Origin of the sequence: Pseudomonas sp. S06B 330 (genome assembly GCF_002845275.2) — a bacterium.
Taxonomy (GTDB): domain Bacteria; phylum Pseudomonadota; class Gammaproteobacteria; order Pseudomonadales; family Pseudomonadaceae; genus Aquipseudomonas.
In genome coordinates, this window is record NZ_CP088149.1 from 268,237 (window position 1) to 285,000 (window position 16,764).

The following is a 16,764-nucleotide window of genomic DNA, read 5'->3' on the forward strand; positions in this document are numbered from 1 at the left end:
GCGGGAGTTCTGGGAGAGCGGTCAAGGTGAACGGGCATCATCCGGCACACTATCGAGCAACAGGCCGCCGGTATCGGAACCACCCAATACCACATAGGCACTGCTACAGAACAAGGAGTTCAGTCGTTTCATATCGGCAATCAGTTCCAGGTGCAAAGCGCTGGTTTCGATACTTTGCACCACTTTACGTTGCAGCCGGCTGACATGGGCGTGGGCCAGGCGCCGTTCTTGCGCACGAAATCTGCGTTTTTCCCGTAGTAATTGTCTAGCGCTTTCCGAGTCAGCACTGAGGAACACCGACAGACCAAGGCGCAGGTTTGCAAGCAATTGGCCGTGTAGACCGGTCAGTTCTTCTAGGCCGACGTCAGAAAATTCGCGGCGCTGGGACGTTTTCTGCTGTTGTACCTTGCGTAGCATACGTTCGATCAGGTCGCTGGCCAGCTTGAGGTTGATCGCCAGCTCGATAATTTCTGCCCAGCGCTTGCTGTCCTGGTCGCTCAGGTCCTCGCGGGGCATCTGGGCCAGATAGAGTTTGATCGCATTGTTAAGGGCTTCGACGTCTTCAGCAAGGCTGCGGACCTGTTGGGTCATCGCTGTATGGGTCCCCAGCAACACACCCTGCATAGCGTCGAGCATGGTGTCGATCAAGTCGCCGACACGCAGGGTTTCACGTACGGCGTTGGCCAGCGCCAGGCTAGGCGTACTCAGGGCCGCTGGGTCCAGGTGGCGCGGACTGGCCCTACCATTGGTCTCTGCCCGCTCCGGCAGCAGCCAACTGCAGATACGGGCCATGGGCGTAACCGTCGGCAGCATGATTAGGCAACGCAGGCTGTTGTAGAGCAGATGGAAGCCGATCACCAGCTCCTGGGCACTGAAGCTCAGGCTGTCCATCCAGTGCACCAGCGGGTTGAGCACTGGGATGATCAGAATCAGGCCGATCAGCTTGTACAGCAGGCTTCCCAAGGCGACCTGACGCCCGGCGGCGTTTTGCATGCTGGTGCTGAGGAACGCCAGCAAGCCACTGCCGATGTTGGCGCCAATCACCAGGCCGATGGCTACAGGCAGGCTGATCAGCTCAGCACCGGCCAGGGTCGCGGTGAGCAGCACGGCGGCAAGGCTGGAATAGGAAATCAGCGCAAACAATGCACCGATCAGGGCGTCGAGGAGAATGTCACCGGTCAGTGAGGCAAACAGCACCTTCACGCCTTGCGCCTGGGTAATGGGTGCGGCGGCTTCGACGATCAGTTGCAACGCGAGAATAATCAGGCCCAAACCGATCCCGACACGGCCCAGTTGCCCGGCACGCGTCTGCTTGCGCGACAGAAAGAAGATCACCCCAAGAAAGATCAGCAGTGGCGATAGCCACGATAGATCAAAGGTCAGCACCCGCGCCATCAGTGCCGTGCCGACATCCGCACCGAGCATGATGGCTAGTGCAGGGGTCAAGGTCATCAACCCTTGCCCGACAAAGGAGGTCACCAGCATCGCCGTCGCATTACTGCTCTGGACCATGGCTGTTACCAGAATACCGGCGATGAAGGCCAGCGGTCGCTTGGACATGTTCTGGCTCAGTACTCGCCGCAAGTTGGAGCCGTATACCCGCAAGATGCCGGTACGCACTATGTGCGTGCCCCAGATCAACAGCGCCACGGCGGAGAGCAGATTGAGCAGGGTCAGCATTGAACAGGCCCCCTGTTGGTCGTGCCCCAACGGGGCAATTGGATGATGCTGTGAGCCTGGCCTGATCACAGGCGGTTTTTACCAGTGCTCACTTAAGCTGTAGTCGGCCCGAAGGCTAGGCGCCAGCATCGCATAGCCCGCGCGGGGTTTGAAACTAAACCGTGATGAAAACACATGAAAAAAGGGCCCCATAGGGCCCTTTCTGCAGATGCTCCAGGTTTACTGACCTGGAATATCCTTGCGAAGTTTCACCGGGTCGCCTTGTTCCTTGTTTCTCTTGCGGGCCATGGCAGTGCGCATCTTGATATTGATGGCTTCGACTGCCAGCGAGAACGCCATGGCGAAGTAGACGTAGCCCTTTGGCACATGCACTTCGAAGGCTTCTGCAATCAGCACCGTACCGACCACGATCAGGAACGACAGCGCGAGCATCTTCAGCGAAGGATGCTTGTCGATGAAGTTACTGATGGCACCGGCACAGAGCATCATCACCAGTACCGCGACGACAATTGCAGCGATCATCACCGGCACGTGGGAGACCATACCGACTGCGGTGATCACTGAATCGAGGGAGAACACGATGTCGATGATGGCAATCTGGATGATGGTGTAGAGGAACTTGCCACCTTTGCCGGCAGGTTCGTCGTGGGTTTCATCTTCGCCTTCCAGGCCGTGGTAGATCTCCTGGGAGCTTTTCCACAGCAGGAACAAGCCACCGAAGAACAAGATCAGGTCGCGACCGGAAATACCCTGGTCGAACACCACAAACAGGTCGGCGGTCAGACGCATGACCCAGGTGATCGACAGCAGCAGGAGGATACGGGTGACCATAGCCAGGGCCAGGCCGAAAATCCGGGTGCGTTGCTGCATGTGCTTGGGCATGCGGCTGACCAGGATCGAGATCATGATGATGTTGTCGATGCCGAGAACGATCTCAAGGGCCGTCAGGGTAAAAAAGGCAACCCAGATTTCTGGGCTGGTCAGCCATTCCATGTGTATTCCTTCGCGTGATAGGTGCAGTGGGCCCGGGCAAGGGGCGCCACTGCGATTTGATCAATCTGTTGTCTTATAGGCTGCTGAACAGCGGGAAAATTCCCATGAGCAGCGCGGCGAGCATTATGCACAGGCAAACCAACACTGCCCACTTCAGGGTGAAGCGTTGATGATCGCCAAAGTCGATACCCGCCAGTGCCACCAGCAGATAGGTAGAGGGTACCAGCGGGCTTAGCAAGTGCACGGGCTGGCCGACGATCGACGCACGGGCCATTTCCACTGGCGAGATGCCGTAGTGACTGGCTGCTTCGGAAAGCACCGGCAGTACGCCGTAATAGAAGGCGTCGTTGGACATGAAGAAGGTGAACGGCATGCTCACGATTGCGGTGATCACTGCCAGGTAAGGCCCCAACGCATCGGGGATCACCGCTAGCAGGCTCTTGGACATGGCTTCAACCATGCCGGTGCCCGAGAGGATGCCGGTAAAGATGCCGGCGGCAAAGATTAGCCCGACTACCGCCAGGACGCTGCCAGAGTGGGCGGCAACGCGATCTTTCTGCATCTGCAGGCACGGATAGTTGACGATCATGGCGATACTGAAGGCCACCATGAACAGGACTGGCAGAGGCAACAGGCCGGCGATCAGGGCAACCATCAGTGCTGCGGTCAGGGCGCCGTTGAACCAGATCATTTTCGGTCGGCGGGCATCGGGGAACTGCGAAACGCTGATTTCGCTGTGGTCGATTTCATCACCCGGCAGGTGCAGCTCGCCCAGGCGAGCACGCTCACGTTTTCCGTACATGTAGGCAATAGCCAAAATGGCCAGCACACCGAAGAGCATGGCGGGGATCATCGGTACGAAAATGTCCGAAGGATCGACATGCAGGGCGCTGGCTGCGCGGGCGGTCGGGCCACCCCATGGGGTCATGTTCATTACCCCGCCGGCGAGAATGATCAAGCCAGCCATGATTCGAGGACTCATGCCCAGGCGGCTGTACAGCGGCAGCATGGCCGCCACGCAGATCATGTAGGTGGTGGCGCCGTCGCCATCCAGTGACACGACCAGGGCCAGTACGGCAGTACCGACCGAGACCTTCAGTGGGTCACCTTTGACCATCTTGAGGATTTTGCGCACCGCCGGGTCGAACAGACCGGAGTCGATCATCAGGCCGAAATACAGGATGGCAAACATCAGCATCACCCCGGTTGGAGCCAGCTTGGTGATGCCTTGCAACATCATCGGACCGATATCGCCCGAGAAACCGCCGAACAGGGCGAACAGGATCGGTACCAGAATCAGGGCGATCAAGGCCGATAGGCGCTTGGTCATGATCAGGTACATGAAGGTAATGACCATGGCAAAGCCGAGGAAGGTCAGCATGGGAGTACTCCAGGCGTATCGCGTCGAAAAGGAACGAGTCGGGCGGATCAGCGCGCGAAGCGCGGCACATGGAGTAGCGGAGGGTATGCTGCAGGGAGGCGGTTGTAAGCAAGCATCAGAATCACCATTGTTGTTGTTAATTGGGCCGGGCGCTGTACAAGGAGTCAGGTGCCCTGGCTGACCGGTCTGTGCCGGTAGTGGCGGTCATCCTAAGGCGGCAAGCTTTCAGCCAGCTTTCGCTGGCCCAAAGGCGACGAGAGGTGCATTGTTGAGGGGAAGACCAATGCTCGGGAGGGAGAATTGATGCGCGATACGTATGAAGGCGGTTGCCATTGTGGCGCCCTGCGTTACCGGGTGCGTGGGCCGTTCTCGGACGTGGCCCATTGTCATTGCTCGGTGTGCCGTCGGGTCAGTGGTGGACTGCTGGTGACCTGGGCCACCCTGCCCTGTGCTGATTTCCAGTGGTTGAACGGTAGCCCGCAATGCTATGACTCATCACCCAGCTGCGTGCGCTACTTCTGCAGCCGCTGCGGGGCGCATGTGGCGTTGGCTACTGATTTGAGCCCGGAAACCATCGACATCACCATCACGACCCTCGACCAACCAGAACTGGCCCAGCCTAACCGGCATATCTGGACCAGCAGCCGCCTACCCTGGCTGCATCTGGATGAACAGCTGCCAGGTGAGCCCGAAGAAAGCCTTTAGGGCAACTGCAGACCACCTGCAGCTTTGTGCAGCGTGCGCAAATGTTCGCCGACCTGCTTGATGTTGGCCTCGACGGCGGCAATTTCCGCCGCCCTGGCTGGGTCCAGCAGCGCACGGACCTCTTTGTCCAGATCGGCGCTGAGGGTTTGCAGCTGCTTTTGCCGTTGGCTGGTTTCACTGATCAATTGCTGGCGCTCACTCGTTTGCGGCAAGCCGTAGCCGCTGCTGCCCAGCAGTTCTGCCGGCCGACTGAGGAAGCCGCTGTTTGCAAGAATCTGCTGCAGCGTGCCGTTGGCCTTGGCCACAGTGGCATCGTTCTGCTCGCGTCCGCTCAGGTAACGCTGCTTGACCTCGTCCTGCGCCTGCAGCAATTGCTGGCGCAGGCTGGCCTGCTCCAGCAGGAGCAATGCTGCGCTGGTGCGCAGGTCGGCGCGGGCAAACCATTGCTGGCGTTGATGGGCGGTTTGCTCCAGCCAGGCTTCGACACTGTCCTGAGGGATCGGTAGCTGCTGCTTGAGGACCAGGAACATGGCCTGGTAGCGGTCGCGGTAGGAGTCGAAGCGGTAACCCAGGCGTAGTGCTTCACGTGGGTCATCAAGCACGCTGACATCAGCCAGTCCACGGCCTTTGAGCACTTCCAGCAAGCCATTGGGCATGATGCTGTCCAGGTCCGTCAGGCGTGGATTGGCAGTACCGCTGCGCAACAGTTTGAGGGTTTCCACCGCACAGTTGTTGGACAGAAAGTAGTAGTTGCCGTCGTAGCTCCAGTGCATCTCGGCCGCCTGGCGGACCAGGTTTTCCAGCTCATTGCGGTCAAGCTTGAGCGGGATCGAAGCGAGGCTGCGCAGTTCTGTCTTGGTGTACTCGTCGATGACCTGGGCAAGCGGCAGGACGAACAGGCGTGAAGGATAAGCGCCGGTCAGACCGTCCCAGCTCGACAGTTGCACATCATTGACGAAGGCACGGTAAGACAGTACCAGGTGCTGGTCGAGGTCGAGCCGACAGTCCGGCCCGCGCGGGCGCCCGGGGGCGCAGATGACCAGGCGCAGCATGCTGTGGCCCCAGCGGCTGACCAGGTTCTGGTTGGCTTCAGCGAGCAAGTAGTCCACGGCATATACGCGCTCTGGATCGATCTCGCCCAGGGGCGTTTTGGCGAAGTCGTTACCCGCGTTCAGAAAGGGCAGCGCTTGCGCGCAGGCCGGGTGCTCCGGAGCCCAATTGAAATGTGCTTGCAGGTAGTTTTGCAGTGCGGGTCGACGGCAGGCGAAGCTCGGGTCAAGGAGGAAGTACTCCATGTTGACCGCGATGAACTCCTTAGGGCTGCTCAATTCATAACTGTCGGGGCTGCGCGCCACTTGGTGGTTATGCTGCTCGCGCTCCCCTCGCCGGCCGACGTATTGCGGCCAGCCTGCCAGGTCGAGCAGGCGAGGGTCATCACTGAGGGTAAAGCGCCGCTCGGTCTGGCCGCGGCATTGTTCGGGCAGGCCTACCTTACCCTGGCTGCTCATGTGTCTGGTGCATTGATTGATCAGGCGCCGTTCAGCGCCTTGCCAGAGGCGAGAGCGATCATAAATGTGAGTCAGCTCGTGCAGTACTGTGGCTAGCAACTCCTGGCGTACCGTGCCGTGGGGACGCCCGGTCTTGTGGGTGGCCGCGCTGCCGTCAGTGAGGCTGGGCAATAGCCGTTGATTGAGTTGCAGGGTTGATACGAGTGATGCCTGGCCGTAGGCATCCTCAGGCATCTTCGCGCTCCAGCTGACCTGGATGCGGCGGTCCAGGCGTGTTTTGAAGCTGGCTGGCAGTGCCCGCATGGCTTCATCCAGCAACGTCTGGCTGGCGCGTTGTTGCGCCGGCTCAAGGCCGTCAGTCTGCAATTGCAACTGCAGATCGGCCAGTGCTGGGCTACCCAGTAGCGTCAGCAGGCCACCGAGCAACCAGGCGCGCAGGGTATTCACAGGGCGAGGATAGCTTCAGCCAAATCCTGATCGCTGGCCTGGCGTGCTTCAGGCACTCGCTGGCGCAGGGTATCGAAGGCGGCTTCCAGTTGTGCGCCACGGATCTCACCGCGGCTGGCGACGTAACTGGCCGCATCGTCACGGGCCTCGCGCACAACCTTGGAGTCACGAATCGAGGTGGTCGTATCAGACGTAAAGTCGATTGAACGACCGAAAGCGCGCACGATAATGTTGCTGGTGGCCACCAGGGTTTGTGCCTGGGCTACATCGGCCAGTAACAGAAGGCCAAGAGTGGCGGCAATCAGCGGGTTACGCATGGAGCATCTCCGGAAGAACGAGGGTAATCATTGGACGAGAATTGCCTGCGCCAGTTCAAGGTCGCCGGCATGAAGTTCAGGGTTGGTCTGGCGCAGCAGGTTCAAGGCAGCCTGCAGTCGGGCACCGCGGATCTGGCCGTCGCTGGCGACAAATGCGGCAGCACCGTCGTGCGCTTCCAGCAGCAGTTTGCGATCGAAGGGCGCTGAGGTCACCTTGCTGGTGACATAACCGCTGACGACAAGGTTGGCAGTGGTGAGGTCCAAGGCCTGGGCGGACTTGGTCCAGCACAGCACAAGCAACAGCAATGATAGATAACGCATGGGTCTCGTAAGGCTGGTCAATCAAGCGGCAAAGGCTATCCCAATGCGCTGGCAAGGACCAGCGCAGGGTTCCCGGCTTCGTTGCATGTTGTTACATGATGAAGCCGGAATCAGACGAGCTTAGAGGGCCAGGATAGCCTGGGCCAATTGCGCGTCGCTGGCCTGCAGGCTTGGCGCCTGCTGACGGATGTGGGCAAACGCACTTTCGAGCTTGGCGCCGCGGATATCACCGTGGCTGGCAACGAAACTGGCAGCGTCGTCACGGGCAGCGCGGACGATTTTGTCGTCCCGGAACGACGAAGACACATCAGAGGTGGCATCGGTAGAGGCGGCAACACCGCGAACGATGGTGTCAGTGGTCACGACGAAGCTGGTGGCGTTGGCGGTAGATGCCAGGGCCAACAGTACTGCGGCGCCAAACAAGCGTGAACGGAACATGGTCGATCTCCTAGTTAAGGCTGGTTCTTGTATCAGACGCACGCTCAGCTTGTTGCGCTACTTCTTATTCAAGCTGGGTGCAGTAAGGGTATCACGCGATAAGCGTCTGCGAGTTGGACAAGGTCGCAGCGCAATTTATCAACTGTACCTATAAAAAATAACTCTATTAAAACTGTACCTATGCGTAGTGCAACCGCTCTATTACACGGCTTCAGAACGACAAAACCCGTCAGCAGTCACCTGCGACGGGTTTTGGGAATTCGAGGTGCCGGCCTTGGCCGGCGAGCCCTGCATTAACGCCAGAACGGCTTGCTCAGCTCTTCGTAGCGTTGTGCTTCGCTGATGCCAGCGTCGGCCAGCAGGCGCGAATCCAGGCGGGCCAATTGGTGGCGGCTGGCAATGCGGCGTTGCCACAGCATCAGGTTAGCCAGCAGGCGCAGTGGCAGCGCGGCCTTGGATTGTTGATTGGTGCTTTCGAAAACCAGATCGGAACTGAGGGTACGTTCCATGATGTCATCCTTCCGCTTGTGGCGGCATTAGGTAGTGATTTAACTGATGCCAATGATCCTCCTCTGCCGTCCATAACAGTAGATACAGTTCACCTAGATTGTGATGGGCCAGTTAACTGTTTAAGAGCACTGTTGCACTCTGAATAGGCGTAACTGTACTGGTAGGCACTACATTGGTGCGTTTTTGATCGAGAAGGGTGTGCGGGAGGTGAATCAGAGGGTCAAAACGCCGGTACAGTAGAACAGTTTTTGATAAATTATTGGTTGTAACTGTTCAGCCGGTGAGCGTTGCGCTTCACCGGCTGAAAACTGTCACACTCAGCTAGCGAGCATGCGCCCGGTTTCTTCGAGGTTTTCGTGCCAAGCCAGTGCTTCCCGCAGGATGTGCGGAGTATGACCTCCACGCTCGCAAGCGCGGGTGAAGTAGTCATTGAGCGCTTCGCGGTAGTCTGGGTGCACGCAGTTGTCGATGATCACCCGCGCACGCTCGCGTGGCGCCAGGCCACGAAGGTCGGCCAAGCCTTGCTCGGTGACGAGGATATCGACGTCATGCTCGGTGTGGTCGACGTGACTGACCATTGGCACCACGCTGGAGATTGCGCCGCCCTTGGCGATGGACTTGGTCACGAAGATCGCCAGGTGCGCGTTGCGAGCGAAGTCGCCGGAACCACCGATACCGTTCATCATGCGGGTGCCGCAGACGTGGGTAGAGTTGACGTTGCCGTACAGGTCGAACTCAAGAGCAGTGTTGATGCCGATAATGCCCAGGCGGCGGACCACTTCCGGGTGATTGGAGATTTCCTGTGGGCGCAGGACCAGCTTGTCCTTGTAGCGCTCCAAGTTGCCGAACACGTCGGCGTTGCGGCGGGTCGACAGGGTGATGGAACTACCCGAAGCAAAGCTCAGCTTGCCAGCGTCGATCAGGTCAAAGGTCGAGTCCTGCAGTACTTCGGAGTACATGGTCAGGTCTTCGAACGGCGAATCGATCAGGCCGCACATCACCGCGTTGGCGATGCTGCCGATACCGGCTTGCAGCGGGCCGAGCTTGTTGGTCATGCGACCTGCGTCCACTTCCTGCTTGAGGAAGTTGATCAGGTGGTTGGCGATGCCTTGGGTTTCGTCGTCTGGTGGCAGCACAGTGGACGGCGAGTCTGGTTGCTCAGTGATGACGATACCGACGATCTTCGCCGGGTCGATCGGAATCGCGGTGCTGCCGATGCGGTCATCGACTTTTACCAGCGGGATCGGCGTGCGGGTTGGACGGTAAGTCGGGATGTAGATGTCATGCAGGCCTTCGAGGTTGGCGTTGTGCGCCATGTTGATCTCAACGATCACCTGTTTGGCAAAAATCGCGAAGCTGGCCGAGTTGCCCACCGAGGTGGTTGGCACAATGTGGCCTTGTTCTGTGATGGCGACGGCTTCGATGACGGCGATGTCCGGCAGCTTCAGTTGCTGGTTGCGCAGCTGTTCTACGGTTTCCGACAGGTGCTGGTCGATGAACATGACCTTGCCTTCGTTGATAGCCTTGCGCAGCGTGCTGTCGACCTGGAATGGCATACGACGAGCCAGTACACCGGCTTCGGTCAGCTCCTTGTCCAGGTCGTTGCCCAGGCTGGCACCGGTCATCAAGCTGATTTGCAGCGGTGATTGCTTGGCACGTTCGGCCAGTGCATGGGGCACAGCCTTGGCTTCGCCGGCGCGGGTGAAACCGCTCATGCCGACGGTCATGCCGTCCTCGATCAGGCCAGCGGCATCAGCCGCACTCATTACCTTGCTGTGCAGGGAGGACAAGCGGATACGATCACGGTACATGGATTGTTATCTCGGGCTACTAAAGCTAGATGCGCAGTCTAGTGATTTAGTAGCTCGGCGTCCCGCGACCAAGGTCGAATGCAAAGCCATGAAGTAGAGTCTTCTGTCGGCGGGCCGGGCATTAAAAAGCCCCAGCCGATACCGCGCTGGGGCTAATTGTCACAGCCTGGCAAAGGCTTAGTCGACTGCCTTGACCATGTCTTCGATGACCTTCTTGGCGTCACCGAAAACCATCATGGTTTTGTCCAGGTAGAACAATTCGTTATCAAGACCGGCATAGCCACTGGCCATGGAGCGCTTGTTGACGATGATGGTCTTAGCCTTGAAGGCCTCAAGGATCGGCATGCCGGCGATTGGCGATTTCGGATCGTTCTTTGCCGCCGGGTTGACCACGTCGTTGGCGCCGAGCACCAGCACCACGTCGGCCTGTCCGAACTCAGAGTTGATGTCTTCCATCTCGAACACCTGGTCGTACGGCACTTCGGCTTCGGCTAGCAATACGTTCATATGGCCTGGCATACGCCCCGCTACCGGGTGAATCGCGTACTTCACGTTCACGCCGTTGTGCGTCAGCTTTTCGGTCAGTTCCTTGAGCGCGTGCTGGGCGCGTGCCACCGCCAGGCCATAGCCGGGAACGATGATGACGGTGTCGGCGTTGCTCAGCAGGAACGTCGCATCATCGGCCGAGCCGGATTTCACCGGACGGGCTTCCTGAGCACCAGCTGGGCCAGTAACATCTGTCGCACCACCGAAACCGCCGAGGATCACGTTGAAGAACGAGCGGTTCATCGCCTTGCACATAATGTACGAGAGGATGGCACCGGACGAACCCACCAGCGAGCCTGCGATAATCAGCATCGAGTTGTTCAGCGAGAAGCCGATACCGGCTGCAGCCCAGCCCGAATAGCTGTTGAGCATCGATACCACGACCGGCATGTCAGCGCCGCCAATCGGGATGATGATCAGCACGCCCATGACGAAGGCCAGAATCAGCATCAAGGCAAAAGCGCTATAGCTGCCGGTGAAGGTGAAGATCAGGCCCAGACCGATGGTTGCCAGCCCCAGAACCAGGTTCAACTTGTGTTGGCCGCTGAACTGTACCGGTGCGCCCTGGAACAGGCGGAACTTGTACTTGCCCGAGAGCTTGCCGAAGGCAATCACCGAACCGGAGAAGGTGATTGCACCGATGGCAGCGCCAAGGAACAGCTCCAGGCGGTTGCCGGTGGGGATTGGGTCGCTGATGCTGGAGACGATACCCAGCGACTGCGGTTCGACCACTGCGGCAATGGCAATGAACACCGCGGCCAGACCGATCATACTGTGCATGAAGGCAACCAGCTCAGGCATCTTGGTCATTTCGACGCGTTTTGCCATGATCGAGCCGGCGGTACCGCCGACCAGCAGGCCGACAATTACATAGCCGATCCCATCGGTCGCAAGTTCTGCCCCCAGCTTGTAGATCAGGCCGATGGTAGTGATCACTGCCAGTGCCATGCCGAGCATGCCGAACAGGTTGCCACGTCGCGACGTGGTCGGGTGCGACAGGCCCTTGAGTGCCTGAATGAAGCACACCGAGGCGACGAGGTAGAGAAGTGTTACCAGGTTCATGCTCATGTTTACTGCTTCCCCTCAGCCTTTGCGGCTTTCTTCTTGAACATCTCCAGCATGCGCCGGGTGACCAGGAAACCACCAAATACGTTAACCGCTGCCAGGGCTACCGCCAGGGTGCCCATGGTCTTGCCCAGCGGTGTCACGGTCAGGGCGGCGGCCAACATGGCACCGACGATGACGATGGCGGAAATGGCGTTGGTAACCGCCATCAGGGGGGTATGCAATGCAGGGGTGACGTTCCACACCACGTGATAACCGATATAGATCGCCAGCACGAAGATGATCAGGTTGTAGACGCCGTGAGAGATCAGCATGTCTTCCATTGTCTGGCTCCTTATCCGTTCTTGCGGATGATCTGGCCGTCGCGGCACATCAGGCACGCGGCGACGATATCGTCTTCGAGGTTGATCACCAGCGCGCTGTCTTTGTCGAACAGCAGCTTCATGAAGTCGAGCAGGTTACGTGCATACAGGGCCGAGGCATCGGCCCCTACCTGCGCAGGCAGGTTGGTCGGGCCAACAATAGTCACGCCATTCTCGACGACCACCTGATCGGCGACAGTCAGTGGGCAGTTGCCACCCTGGGCTGCGGCCAGATCGATGACGACGGAACCGGGCTTCATCTGCGCGACAGTTTCAGCGCTTAGCAGGGTCGGCGCCTTGCGCCCGGGGATCAATGCCGTGGTGATGACGATGTCGGCCTGTTTGGCGCGCTCATGCACCGCCAGTGCCTGACGCTGCATCCAGCTGGCGGGCATCGGTCGTGCGTAACCGCCGACACCTTCTGCGCATTCACGTTCTTCATCGGTCTCGTAAGGAACGTCGATGAATTTGGCGCCCAGCGACTCAATCTGCTCCTTCACCGCCGGACGCACGTCCGAGGCTTCGATCACTGCACCGAGGCGCTTGGCCGTCGCGATGGCCTGCAACCCGGCCACACCGGCACCGAGAATCAGCACTCGCGCAGCTTTGACGGTGCCTGCGGCGGTCATCAGCATCGGCATGAAGCGCGGATAGTGATGAGCAGCCAGTAGCACGGCCTTATAGCCGGCAATGTTGGCCTGCGAAGACAGCACATCAAGGCTTTGCGCTCGCGAGGTGCGCGGAGCAGCCTCGAGGGCGAAGGCGGTAATGCCGCGCTCAGCCATCTTGGCGATGATGTCGTTGTTGAATGGATTGAGCATGCCGACCAGAACAGTGCCGCTCTTGATCTGGACCAGTTCGCTATCGTCGGGAGCCACAACCTTCAGTACCAGCTGTGCACCAAACGCATCGGCAGCGCTGCCAATAGTGGCGCCTGCTGCTTCATAGGCACTGTCCGGAACGCTGGCATTAATGCCGGCGCCACGCTGGACGGTGACCTGATGCCCCTGACCAATCAGTTTCTTGATGGTTTCGGGGGTTGCAGCAACCCGTGTTTCGCCCGTCTGCGTTTCCAGTGGAACACCAATGTGCACGTCAAATCTCCTGCGTGATCTTTTGTTGGTAAACCAGCGCACTGCGGATGGTGCGTCTGGGGCGGCCGATCAGCACGATCCCGCCAAATTCAGGCGGGGCGCGGCATTTTGCAGGCGATTCCTGAGTCGCTTCAACCAGTTTTGAAGGGTGACGGTAATCAAACTACAAGTCACCCTGTGACCGAATGTCGCAAGAACGGGCCTGGAGCCCGCCTACTGCGGGCTTCAGGGAGATTACGGTAATTTTTGAAAAAATTCCGCCGAATTCTCTGAATGCGCTGTTCAAAACGCGATTTATGCGGTGAAAGCCGCATAATTAGCAGGGTTAAGGGTTGTTGAAGGGGGTGCCGAAACAGTTGTGTTAATTGCGACATTTCCGTACATCTGTAGGGCTCCATTTTTACTGACTACGGGGTCAGGTTGTGGCTGTCGTCCTTATGGGCTGCGGCGTAGCGTTCGGCTTGCGCAACCAGCCAATCGCGAAAAGCGCGTAATGATGCTGACTCGACCTTGCGTTCCGGGATCATCAGGTAATACGCCTTGATGCTCGACAGGGCATGTCGGTTGGCCACAACCAGCCGCCCTTCTGCCAGCTCTCGCTGGATAAGGAACGGTGGAATCAGCGCCACGCCCATCTCGTGCATGGCGGCTTGAGCCAACATCGAGAATAGCTCATAGCGCGGTCCCGTCATGTCGCGGGCAATGTTCATGTCCAGGCTGTTGAACCACTGGCGCCAGGCATAGGGTCGAGTGGTCTGCTGCAATAGCGGCAATTGCGCAATTTTCTCGGCACTCAGTTGCCCTACTTCGTCCAGCAGATTTGGGCTGCAGACCGGTACAGGGTTCTCGCCCATCAGCCGATGAGAATGGGTGCCGGACCAGTCGGCATCGCCGAAGTAGATGGCGGCATCAAATGGGGTATCTGCAAAAAGGAAGGGTCGGGTGCGGTTGGTCAGGTTGACGGTGACTTCGGGGTGACGTTGCTGGAAATCCTTGAGTCTGGGCAGCAACCATTGAGTGCCGAAGGTGGGTACTACCGCCAGCTCGATGACATTGGCGCCCTGCTGACCCATCACTGACAAGGTGTCGCGTTCCACCGCATCCAGTTGCGCCGCTACTCGGCGGCTGTATGAGAGGCCTGCCTCAGTGAGCTTCACCCCGCGGCGTGAACGGCGAAACAGTTCGACATTCAGAAACTCCTCCAGCCCGCCAATCTGTCGACAGACGGCGCCCTGGGTCAGAGAGAGCTCCTGTGAAGCCTTGGTAAAGCTCTCGTGGCGGGCGGCAGCCTCGAAGCAGACCAGGGCTGTTGTGCTGGGGATCTTGCGTCGCATGTACGTCAACCTCACTAATAAGGCGTAAGGATGGCCTTTATGACCGTTACGGAGTGAGAAATTATCACAACACTATGCGGATTCCTCGTTTGTCTCGTCGGCGGATCAGGCCTAGGATCAATGCACAACAACTCTGGTCCCATCTTTCGAGGATTCGCTCATGGCCGGTAAAGCAAGCTTCAACTGGATCGACCCGCTGTTGCTCGACCAACAGCTCACTGAAGAAGAGCGCATGGTGCGTGACAGCGCTTATCAGTTCGCCCAGGACAAGCTGGCCCCGCGCGTGCTGGAAGCGTTCCGCCACGAGCAGACCGACCCGGCGATCTTCCGCGAAATGGGCGAAGTCGGCCTACTTGGTGCGACCATCCCTGAGCAATACGGTGGCAGCGGTCTGAACTATGTTTGCTATGGCTTGATTGCCCGTGAGGTCGAGCGTATCGACTCCGGTTACCGCTCGATGATGAGCGTGCAGTCTTCCTTGGTGATGGTACCGATCAATGAATTTGGTAATGAAGCAACCAAGCAGAAGTACCTGCCCAAGCTGGCCAGTGGCGAGTGGATCGGATGCTTTGGCCTGACCGAGCCTGACCACGGTTCCGATCCGAGTTCGATGATCACTCGGGCGAAGAAAGTCGACGGCGGCTATCGCCTGACTGGTAACAAGATGTGGATCACCAACAGTCCGATCGCTGACGTGTTTGTGGTCTGGGCCAAGGACGATGCCGGCGATATCCGCGGCTTTGTACTGGAGAAAGGCTGGCAGGGCCTTAGTGCCCCGGCTATTCACGGCAAGGTCGGCCTGCGGGCTTCGATCACCGGTGAAATCGTTATGGATAACGTCTTCGTACCGGAAGAGAACATCTTCCCCGACGTGCGCGGCTTGAAAGGCCCGTTCACCTGCCTGAACTCTGCTCGCTACGGCATCTCCTGGGGCGCGCTGGGGGCCGCTGAGGCCTGCTGGCACACCGCTCGCCAGTACACCCTCGACCGTAAGCAGTTCGGTCGCCCATTGGCTGCCAACCAGTTGATCCAGAAGAAGCTGGCTGACATGCAGACCGAGATTACCCTGGCCCTGCAAGGTTGCCTGCGCCTGGGGCGGATGAAAGATGAAGGCACTGCAGCGGTCGAGATCACTTCGATCATGAAGCGCAACTCCTGCGGCAAGGCCCTGGATATCGCTCGTCTGGCGCGCGACATGCTCGGTGGCAATGGCATCTCCGACGAGTTCGGCGTCGCCCGTCACCTGGTTAACCTGGAAGTGGTCAATACCTATGAAGGTACCCATGACGTGCATGCACTGATCCTCGGGCGTGCGCAAACCGGCATCCAGGCCTTCTATTAATAAGGAGCCAGCCCATGGGCGCGCTATCTCATTTGCGGGTGCTGGATCTGTCGCGAGTGCTGGCTGGGCCGTGGTCCGGGCAGATTCTTGCTGACCTCGGGGCTGAAGTGATCAAGGTTGAGCGTCCAGGCACTGGCGATGACACGCGTGCCTGGGGTCCGCCCTTCCTTAAGGATGCCTATGGCGAGAACACCAGCGAGGCGGCCTACTACCTGTCGGCCAACCGTAACAAGCGTTCGGTGACCATTGATTTCACTCAGCCTGAAGGTCAGCGCCTGGTGCGTGAGCTGGCGGCAAAGTCCGATGTGGTCATCGAGAACTTCAAGGTGGGTGGCCTGGCTGCTTACGGTCTGGACTATGAAAGCCTGAAGGCTATCAATCCGCAGCTTATCTATTGCTCGATTACCGGCTTCGGCCAGACCGGGCCGTATGCCAAGCGTGCAGGCTATGACTTCATGATCCAGGGGCTGGGTGGGCTGATGAGCCTGACCGGGCGCCCTGAAGGTGAGGAAGGCGCCGGACCTGTGAAGGTCGGTGTGGCACTGACCGATATCCTCACCGGGCTGTACTCCACCGTGGCGATTCTGGCCGCCCTCGCCCATCGTGACCATGATGGCGGTGGCCAACATATCGATATGGCCTTGCTCGACGTTCAGGTCGCCTGCCTGGCCAACCAGGCGATGAACTACCTGACTACCGGCACGCCGCCGCGGCGCCTGGGCAATGCGCACCCGAATATCGTGCCTTACCAGGACTTCCCTACTGCTGACGGCGATTTCATTCTTACCGTGGGCAACGATGGGCAGTTCCGCAAGTTCGCTGAAGTGGCCGGGCAGCCGCAATGGGCGGATGATCCACGCTTTGCTACTAATAAGCAGCGGGTAGCCAACCGTGCGCAACTGATTCCATT

The 16,764-nt window shown here is 58.9% G+C and carries 16 protein-coding genes (1 of these 16 only partly in view); 3 read left to right on the forward strand and 13 right to left on the reverse strand.

Annotated elements, in window-relative coordinates; all coding sequences use genetic code 11:
• Positions 1-21 precede the first annotated feature (21 nt).
• From CX511_RS01295 to CX511_RS01305, 3 genes are all read right to left on the reverse strand, one after another.
• Complete coding sequence (locus tag CX511_RS01295) at positions 22-1,680, reverse strand: Na/Pi cotransporter family protein (RefSeq protein WP_045186530.1); 1,659 nt, start codon at positions 1,678-1,680, stop codon at positions 22-24.
• Between the two features lie 219 nt (positions 1,681-1,899).
• Complete coding sequence (locus CX511_RS01300) at positions 1,900-2,673, reverse strand: TerC family protein (RefSeq protein ID WP_045186531.1); 774 nt, start codon at positions 2,671-2,673, stop codon at positions 1,900-1,902.
• A gap of 73 nt (positions 2,674-2,746) precedes the next feature.
• The gene (locus tag CX511_RS01305) at positions 2,747-4,054 is read right to left on the reverse strand and encodes a CitMHS family transporter (protein ID WP_045186533.1); all 1,308 of its coding nucleotides are present in this window, start codon (positions 4,052-4,054) and stop codon (positions 2,747-2,749) included.
• 303 nt (positions 4,055-4,357) lie between these two features.
• Between CX511_RS01305 and CX511_RS01310 the strand changes: the two genes are divergently transcribed.
• Entirely contained in the window at positions 4,358-4,759 is a 402-nt protein-coding gene (locus tag CX511_RS01310) for a GFA family protein (RefSeq protein WP_045186535.1), read from the forward strand.
• Here the strand turns inward: CX511_RS01310 and CX511_RS01315 are convergent.
• From CX511_RS01315 to CX511_RS01360, 10 genes are all read right to left on the reverse strand, one after another.
• A complete protein-coding gene (locus tag CX511_RS01315) occupies positions 4,756-6,714 on the reverse strand; it encodes a DUF7844 domain-containing protein (protein WP_101293806.1) in 1,959 nt (652 codons plus the stop codon). The two genes, CX511_RS01310 and CX511_RS01315, sit on opposite strands and share 4 nt — an antisense overlap.
• Entirely contained in the window at positions 6,711-7,031 is a 321-nt protein-coding gene (locus tag CX511_RS01320; RefSeq protein WP_045186538.1) for a DUF2388 domain-containing protein, read from the reverse strand. Before CX511_RS01320 ends, CX511_RS01315 begins: the two co-directional genes overlap by 4 nt.
• A gap of 27 nt (positions 7,032-7,058) precedes the next feature.
• Positions 7,059-7,352, reverse strand: a complete 294-nt coding sequence (locus CX511_RS01325) for a DUF2388 domain-containing protein (RefSeq protein WP_045186539.1) — start codon at positions 7,350-7,352, stop codon at positions 7,059-7,061.
• Positions 7,353-7,472: 120 nt separating this feature from the next.
• Positions 7,473-7,790, reverse strand: coding sequence for a DUF2388 domain-containing protein (locus tag CX511_RS01330; RefSeq protein ID WP_045186540.1), 318 nt, complete (start codon positions 7,788-7,790; stop codon positions 7,473-7,475).
• 293 nt (positions 7,791-8,083) lie between these two features.
• Positions 8,084-8,299 (reverse strand): DUF1127 domain-containing protein, encoded by a 216-nt coding sequence (locus CX511_RS01335; RefSeq protein WP_045186541.1) that lies wholly within the window; start codon positions 8,297-8,299, stop codon positions 8,084-8,086.
• 318 nt (positions 8,300-8,617) lie between these two features.
• Positions 8,618-10,111, reverse strand: coding sequence for a succinyl-CoA:acetate CoA-transferase ScpC (gene scpC / locus CX511_RS01340; protein WP_045186543.1), 1,494 nt, complete (start codon positions 10,109-10,111; stop codon positions 8,618-8,620).
• Between the two features lie 177 nt (positions 10,112-10,288).
• Positions 10,289-11,725: an NAD(P)(+) transhydrogenase (Re/Si-specific) subunit beta gene (locus tag CX511_RS01345; RefSeq protein ID WP_101293805.1), complete on the reverse strand. Its 1,437-nt coding sequence runs from the start codon at positions 11,723-11,725 to the stop codon at positions 10,289-10,291.
• A 2-nt stretch (positions 11,726-11,727) separates the two neighbouring features.
• Positions 11,728-12,045: an NAD(P) transhydrogenase subunit alpha part 2 gene (locus CX511_RS01350; RefSeq protein ID WP_028942678.1), complete on the reverse strand. Its 318-nt coding sequence runs from the start codon at positions 12,043-12,045 to the stop codon at positions 11,728-11,730.
• Positions 12,046-12,056: 11 nt separating this feature from the next.
• The gene (locus tag CX511_RS01355; RefSeq protein ID WP_101293804.1) at positions 12,057-13,178 is read right to left on the reverse strand and encodes a Re/Si-specific NAD(P)(+) transhydrogenase subunit alpha; all 1,122 of its coding nucleotides are present in this window, start codon (positions 13,176-13,178) and stop codon (positions 12,057-12,059) included.
• Between the two features lie 407 nt (positions 13,179-13,585).
• Positions 13,586-14,512, reverse strand: a complete 927-nt coding sequence (locus CX511_RS01360) for a LysR family transcriptional regulator (RefSeq protein ID WP_045186547.1) — start codon at positions 14,510-14,512, stop codon at positions 13,586-13,588.
• Between the two features lie 160 nt (positions 14,513-14,672).
• On the opposite strand from CX511_RS01360, the gene CX511_RS01365 reads away from it, so the two are divergent.
• Together CX511_RS01365 and CX511_RS01370 are read left to right on the forward strand one after the other, a co-directional pair.
• The gene (locus tag CX511_RS01365) at positions 14,673-15,854 is read left to right on the forward strand and encodes an acyl-CoA dehydrogenase (RefSeq protein ID WP_101293803.1); all 1,182 of its coding nucleotides are present in this window, start codon (positions 14,673-14,675) and stop codon (positions 15,852-15,854) included.
• 14 nt (positions 15,855-15,868) lie between these two features.
• Positions 15,869-16,764: the 5' portion of a CaiB/BaiF CoA transferase family protein gene (locus CX511_RS01370; protein WP_045186551.1), read on the forward strand. 325 nt of this gene lie beyond the right edge of the window; only the first 896 of its 1,221 coding nucleotides appear in the window; its start codon is at positions 15,869-15,871; the stop codon falls past the right edge of the window.